The 6,737-nt window shown below is 58.0% G+C and carries 7 protein-coding genes and 1 pseudogene; 4 read left to right on the forward strand and 4 right to left on the reverse strand.

Going from position 1 to position 6,737, the window contains the following annotated elements:
• The 4 genes from fhcD to EN879_RS19030 form a co-directional block, all read left to right on the forward strand.
• Nucleotides 1-689, forward strand: a 689-nt coding sequence (gene fhcD / locus EN879_RS19015) for a formylmethanofuran--tetrahydromethanopterin N-formyltransferase (protein WP_127274175.1), incomplete at its 5' end; no start/stop codon positions are given.
• Nucleotides 686-1,495: a formylmethanofuran dehydrogenase subunit C gene (locus EN879_RS19020; RefSeq protein WP_063167860.1), complete on the forward strand. Its 810-nt coding sequence runs from the start codon at nucleotides 686-688 to the stop codon at nucleotides 1,493-1,495. The genes fhcD and EN879_RS19020, both read left to right, overlap by 4 nt.
• Nucleotides 1,496-1,597: 102 nt before the next feature.
• Entirely contained in the window at nucleotides 1,598-2,428 is an 831-nt protein-coding gene (fghA, locus tag EN879_RS19025; RefSeq protein WP_063167861.1) for an S-formylglutathione hydrolase, read from the forward strand.
• A 40-nt stretch (nucleotides 2,429-2,468) separates the two neighbouring features.
• Nucleotides 2,469-2,741: a hypothetical protein gene (locus EN879_RS19030; protein ID WP_245459189.1), complete on the forward strand. Its 273-nt coding sequence runs from the start codon at nucleotides 2,469-2,471 to the stop codon at nucleotides 2,739-2,741.
• A gap of 115 nt (nucleotides 2,742-2,856) precedes the next feature.
• Here EN879_RS19030 and EN879_RS19035 read toward each other — a convergent pair whose 3' ends face one another.
• The 4 genes and pseudogenes from EN879_RS19035 to EN879_RS19050 form a co-directional block, all read right to left on the reverse strand.
• On the reverse strand, nucleotides 2,857-3,453 hold the full coding sequence (locus EN879_RS19035; protein ID WP_063167862.1) for a hypothetical protein: 597 nt from the start codon (nucleotides 3,451-3,453) through the stop codon (nucleotides 2,857-2,859).
• Nucleotides 3,454-3,540: 87 nt separating this feature from the next.
• The gene (locus EN879_RS19040) at nucleotides 3,541-3,738 is read right to left on the reverse strand and encodes a type II toxin-antitoxin system HicB family antitoxin (protein WP_164746046.1); all 198 of its coding nucleotides are present in this window, start codon (nucleotides 3,736-3,738) and stop codon (nucleotides 3,541-3,543) included.
• A gap of 55 nt (nucleotides 3,739-3,793) precedes the next feature.
• Nucleotides 3,794-4,819 (reverse strand): DUF4238 domain-containing protein, encoded by a 1,026-nt coding sequence (locus EN879_RS19045; RefSeq protein ID WP_063167863.1) that lies wholly within the window; start codon nucleotides 4,817-4,819, stop codon nucleotides 3,794-3,796.
• 88 nt (nucleotides 4,820-4,907) lie between these two features.
• Nucleotides 4,908-6,737 (reverse strand): annotated as a pseudogene (locus tag EN879_RS19050) (vitamin B12-dependent ribonucleotide reductase); the annotation flags it as partial.

Raw genomic sequence — 6,737 nt, forward strand, 5'->3', positions numbered from 1 at the left:
GCTGCCGCGTCATGATTTTCGCGATGGGAACGGACGAATTGCAGAAACAACTGCTCAATCGTGTCGGCCAGTGCGTTTTGACCTCGCCGGGTTCCGCCTGCTTTGCCGGGCTGCAGGGCAGCGCCGAGCTCAAGCTCGGTTCGGCACTGCGTTATTTCGGCGACGGCTGGCAAATCTCCAAGAAGATCGGCGACAGGCATTTCTGGCGTATTCCCGTCATGGATGGCGAGTTCCTGTGCGAAGCAACGACCGGACTGACGAAGGAAGCTGTCGGTGGCGGCAATTTCTTTGTCATGGCGCAAAGCAGCGCCAACGCTTTGGCCGCTGCCGAGGCCGCCGTCGGTGCGATCGGCATGGTGCCTGGCGCCATCGTGCCGTTTCCGGGCGGCATTGCCCGTTCGGGTTCCAAGATCGGTGGCAAATACAAAGGCATGATCGCCTCGGCCAACGAAGCCTACGCGCCGACACTGCGCGGCGTCGTCGCGAGTGAACTCGGTCCCGACATCAACGCCGTCCTGGAAATCGTCATCGATGGTGAGACCAATGATGCAGTTGCCGCCGCGATGAAGGCGGGCATCAAGGCTGTCATAGAGCTCGGACCGCAAAGAGGCGCGGTTCGGATCAGCGCCGGCAATTACGGCGGCAAGCTCGGGAAATTCATCTACTCGCTGAAGGATATGCTGCCATGAAGGCGCTGACCTTCACCCTGGTTGCCGAGCCGCCGGAGCGCCTTGACCTGTCGCCGCTGACGCCGGAGCGGCTGGCCGGGATCGAAAGGCGCGACGTCGAAAGAATCCAGATCGGCATGTCGAAGCTCGGATCGAAGGTGGGCGACATTTTTCGCGTCGCCGGCAGCGATCCGGCAAGCATCGTGTTCGAGGGCGGAAGCATGCGCCTTGACCTTGTGGCGCAAGGCATGCGGGGTGGGTCGGTTCGCCTCGTTGGCAATGCCGGCGCCCAGGCCGGGCGCGCCATGCGGGGTGGCAAGCTCACGATCGAAGGCAATGCGGGTCCATACGCCGGCTCCGGCATGCGCGGCGGCAGGCTTGAGATAACAGGCAATGCCGGCGACCACCTCGGTGCGCCGCTCGTCGGGGAACTGGCCGGCATGAACGGCGGTGTGTTGATCGTCAGGGGCAGAGCGGGCGCCTTCGCGGCGGACCGCATGCGGCGCGGCCTGGTCGCGGTGCTGAAAGGCTCCGGCGACCATGCCGGCAGCCGCATGATCGCCGGCACCTTGGTGGTGGCCGGTGGCACCGGTGAGATGCCTGGCTATCTGATGCGTCGCGGTTCGATCCTTCTCGATCGCGCGCCGGCACGCATGTCGCCGAGCTTCGTCGAATGCGGCGCGCCCGAGAGCGTTTTCGCCGCCATCATCGATCGTCATCTGATCGCCGAGGGCATTTTGAAACGGCCGCTTCTGGGGAGCGCACCGCGCAAATATGGCGGGGATAACGCAGTGCTCGGAATGGGCGATGTTCTTTTTCCGCGCTGAGATCCGTCGACACAGGAACCATACGATGGCAGGACGCAAGTGCTTGCCGCTGGGTGGCAGTGGTGGGGCCGACCGTCATCCGACCCGCAACGTGGAGAACACATGAAAATCATCTCTCAGACGAAAGCCCATGGCGGCGTGCAGGGCGTCTATTCCCATTTCTCGACGAGTTGCCGTTGCGACATGATTTTTGCCGTTTTCATACCTCCGCAGGCGCGGGAGACGCCTTGTCCCGTTGTGTGGTATCTCTCAGGCCTGACGTGTACGCACGCCAATGTCATGGACAAGGGCGAGTACAGGCGCATGGCCGCCGAGCTCGGCCTGATCGTCGTTTGTCCCGACACCAGCCCGCGCGGGGCCGACATTCCGGATGAAAAAGACAACTGGCAGTTCGGCTCCGGCGCCGGCTTCTATCTCGATGCGACGCAAGAGCCTTATGCGAAGAACTATCGTATGTATTCCTATGTCGCCGAGGAGTTGCCGGCCCTCATCGCGGCTGAATTTCCAGCCGATATGGCACGCCAGGCAATCTTTGGCCATTCGATGGGCGGGCATGGCGCGCTGACGATTGCCTTGAAGAATCCGCAGCGGTTCAAGAGCTGCTCGGCGTTCGCCCCGATCGCCCAGCCAAGCACCGCCGGCTGGTCGAGACCGGCTTTTGAGAAGTATCTCGGCAAGGATGAGGCCTCGTGGCGAAGCTGCGACGCGACGTCGCTCATCGACGACGGATACCGCTTCCCCGAATTTTTGGTGGATCAGGGAACGTCGGATGGATTTCTTGACGACGGGCTGAGGCCTTGGCTGCTTGAGGCGGCCTGCACCAAAGCAGGTATTCCTTTAAAATTGCGGATGCAGGATGGATACGACCACTCGTATCTTTTCATCTCCAGCTTCATGGACGACCATCTGAGATGGCATGCTGAGAGGCTTTGAACCGGGCAGGCCGAAGGCATGGCCAGATGCAAACAAGGTATTGAATTCGACGCCTTACGCCGGGGGCAGAGTCCCCGCCGGCGTCAAACGCTACACATTCAGCCCGGACGCTGCCTATGCGAAAGAGCTGAAAGCGGTAGCCAGCCCCGATGAGATCCCGGAGCCGCCCTGCGGCGCCTGGGGCGAAATGCCTGACGGCATCCAGTATTTCGAGGTGCCCGAGGGTGGGGGGCGGAAAGTGCTGTTCGTGCGGATAGGCCAGGACGAGCCTTCGTTTGACGGGCAGACGCTGGAGGTGTTGCAGGCGGGGTAAATTGGTCCGGGCAGCGATCCTGGCCGCAAACAACTATTCTGGCCGTATTCCCGGCTCCGGTGTCCCACAGGGAGATGATCCCATATCAACCTCGACATGTTCCACGGTGAGGTGACTACTTTCTGTTTGATTTTGCCAGTTCATCCAGAGATTTTGCTATCTTTTCGAGTTGCTCAGGAATTCTCTTCGCTCCGGACGTATAGAAATAAGCTCGAAGATCCACAAAGAAGTTCTCGGTATAGATACGCGACCCGTAGCCATAGGATGCCTGAATTGTGAATTTGTCAGGTGTTACTATTTTGCCGCCGATCTCCTTGCCGACCTGAGGGCCTGTACAAAGATCGATCCAGAATCCATCGCCAGGCGCGAGTGCAGCCAATGTGTTTTTGAAAATATACATATCAGAAATATTTTTTGATTCTCCAACGGTTTCCCCAAAGCGATAGAAGTCTCTGTCGACCGTCAGTTTAAGGTTCTCGGCGGATGAGGAGCCTCGGTTCCAGATTCGAGCAACAAAAATAGTATGGTGTTGAATTTCGATATTCAAAGCAATTACAGGCCGCGTTTGAACCTCGATCTGCTTCTGTATTTCTATGACCATCATTTTATTTGAGTGGGCTATCTTATAAGTTAGCCAGGCGTATACGCCCGTAATAACTACCAAAATTGTTGTTAGGAGGTCTATAGGCGTCAAACCAATAGCGCTTGTCATAAATTTTTCCAAAAGAAACCGCGCTCAATAACGTGGGTGTGAAGTTCATCTACCTGTAGTGCCGGTCTGGTTCGTGGCTTTATGCCTTTACGCACTCTGCCAAGCTAACACCTTCGGCACATTCAACCCATCGGCCCGCAAACCCTTGATGTGAAAGCGAATTGCATCGCGAATCTCGGCTTCCACCTCGCGTACAGTTGCACCGGTCGCGATGCAGCCGGGTAAATTCGGCACATAAGCGGAAAAGTTATTTCCCGCCTTTTCAATCACCACCGCGTAACACACGCACTTCACTCCCTAGGTGGATAGTCAGTGTAGCGGCTCACGCCCTGTTGCATCCTCATCGTCGGAATGGGTATTCCCACGCATTCGATAGAGCGGAGGGCTGTCCGATCTTGTAGCTTATTCGCTGCACCAAGCCGTTACCAACTATCGAGCGTTCGAAGTCCGGAACTGGCCCTTTATCGAAAAAGTTGGATACTAAGGTCTCGATGTCTCCCCGTTGGCTAAATATATAGCGATCAGCAAAAAGAGCCACGACCTCATTGATGCGATCTATCGCCCGGCGGTTGCGTACTTCTCTATGCATTGCATCCGTCTGCCTTCGGGTGTCCAGATACATCGCAATGCGCGGAGTTATAGGGAAGACAAGTTCAAAATCATCAAAATTTCCGACACTGTATGGAACTATTTTACCTATTGGTGTTCCCGATTTGAAGTAGCACACGGGGTTATCGCTAGAAATAAAATCGACGCCTGTCTCGTTGTGTATAAAAACAGGCGCGTTGTACCGATTCATTACAGGAAGCATGCCTCGAATGATATTTGGCATCGAAAGAAGGGCGGTATGCGGGTCAATGTTTATTTGAATTATGCCGGCGTTTATCAAATCCTGCATTCTAATCTGGCTCGATACATCTCCTGTCGTCTTGCGATAAATTTCCAACAGAGCCTCGGGTACGGGAGGTGAAACTGCGTCCGATATCCTAGCAACAGAGTCTCGCAAAAGGCTCATAACAGATCTAAGCGCGTTGGGTACACGGCATCGCATGGACAAAAGGAATTCGGTGAAATGTTTAATTTCATCAAGTGAGAGCGGTTTCTTTTCCGCGATAATGTTCACAGCTCGGTCCCAGCCGCTTTCTATCGTGTCGGAAAAAAGTCTCTCGATCGCGTTGTCAAAACGCGCTTCAGCATGAACTGGTTGTGAGTATAGGTATTTCTCTTTGAATACCGATTTTGGAGAGGTGCAGAAAAGCCTACAATCTTCCCACGTATCGTAGACTTTGATGCAGCCGTCTCCATCCAAGAAATGCTTCGAATAAGTTTCCGGAATATAGTGCTGTTGCTTGGGCTCTGGCGGCATTTTTATAGACCTCCGCTCTCAGCATATCTCTTCTGCTGAGAGCGGAGTCGCATTGTTGGCAGCAGACAGACAGCGCGCGTGAATTAGCTCAGCTGCACCCGCTCGTCGAGCCACACGTATCGCACTTCTCGCAGGTCCCGTTCCGCACCATGGTAAAATTCTGGCACTCGGAGCAGGAATTGCCGGTGTAGCCCTGGAGCAGCGATTTGGCGCGGCGGTCGTTGGCGAGTTTCTTGGCTTCCGCCGCCTCCATGGCCGCGGCGTCGGTGAACAGCGCAGCCGTGGCGTCGGAAGCAACACCCGCCGCTTCCTCGAAGGCGATGTCCTCGGCCAATTCCTTTGCCCGCTCCTCATAGTCGCGCTTGTAGGCGACCGCTTCGTCGCTGGCGGGTTTCAGCGCCAGCACGTTGGAGCCGGAGAAGGCGGTCGGTGCCGAGCGGGCAGGGGCGCCCGAGGGGGCCGCAAAGCCTTTCGGATCGTTGCCGCTGACGCGCGACACCAGCTTCACCGGCGAGGCGCCACGGGTCAGGCCCTTGGAGACCGCATCGGTCTTGCCTTCGCTGATGCCACGGCCAAGTGCGGTGTTGGAAAAGTCCGACTGGTCGACATGGGCGAGATCGTTGCGGCCGAGGTAGGAGATCGCCAGCTCGCGGAACACGTAGTCGAGGATCGACGTCGCGCTCTTGATGGCGTCATTGCCCTGCACCATGCCGGCCGGCTCGAACTTGGTGAAGGTGAAGGCGTGCACATATTCGTCGAGCGGCACGCCATATTGCAGGCCCAACGAAATGGCGATGGCGAAGTTGTTGAGAAGGCCACGCAAAGTCGCGCCTTCCTTGTTCATGTCGATGAAGATCTCGCCGAGACGGCCATCGTCATATTCGCCGGTGCGCAGGAAGATGGTGTTGCCACCGATCTTGGCTTTCTGCGTGTAACCCTTGCGGCGGCCGGGCAGCTTTTCCTGCTCGCGCGACACGCGCTCGATGATGCGCTCGACGATCCGCTCGGTGATCTGTGCGGCACGTGCTGCCGCAGGTGCGGCGAGCAGCTGCTCGACGGCTTCATCCTCGTCGTCCTCGCCATCGGCGAGCAGCGAGGAATTGAGCGGCTGCGACAGTTTCGAGCCGTCGCGGTAGAGCGCGTTGGCCTTCAGCGCCAGCTTCCACGACAGCATGTAGGCGCCCTTGGCGTCTTCCACCGTCGCATCGTTGGGCATGTTGATGGTCTTGGAGATCGCGCCGGAAATGAAGGGCTGTGCCGCCGCCATCATCTGGATGTGGCTGTTGATAGACAGCGAGCGCTTGCCGATCTTGCCGCACGGGCTGGCGCAATCGAACACGGCGAGGTGTTCGGCCTTGAGGAACGGCGCGTCTTCCAGCGTCATCGCACCGCAGACATGGATGTTGGCGGCCTCGATGTCCTTGCGGGAGAAGCCGAGCGCCGGCAGCATCTCGAACGAGAAGTCGTTGAGCTGCTCGTCGGTGAAGCCGAACGTCTCCTTCACCCAGTCGGCGCCGAGCGTCCACTGGTTGAAGACAAACTTGATGTCGAAGGCCGACTTCAAGGCTGCGTTGAGCGCCGCGATCTTCTCGTCGGTGAAGCCCTTGGCCTTGAGCGCGCCGGGGTTGATGGCCGGCGCCTGGTTGAGGTTGCCGTGGCCGACCGCATAGGCCTCCATCTCGGCGATCTGGGCTTCGGAATAGCCGAGCGTGCGCAGCGCTTCCGGCACGGCGCGATTGATGATCTTGAAATAGCCGCCGCCGGCCAGCTTCTTGAACTTCACCAGCGCGAAGTCGGGCTCGATGCCGGTGGTGTCGCAATCCATGACCAGGCCGATCGTGCCGGTCGGCGCGATGACGGTCGCCTGCGCGTTGCGGTAGCCATGCTCCTCGCCGAGCTCGATGGCGCGGTCCCAGGC

The sequence above is a fragment of the Mesorhizobium sp. M7A.F.Ca.AU.002.02.1.1 genome, assembly GCF_003998535.1.
Lineage (GTDB): Bacteria > Pseudomonadota > Alphaproteobacteria > Rhizobiales > Rhizobiaceae > Mesorhizobium > Mesorhizobium ciceri.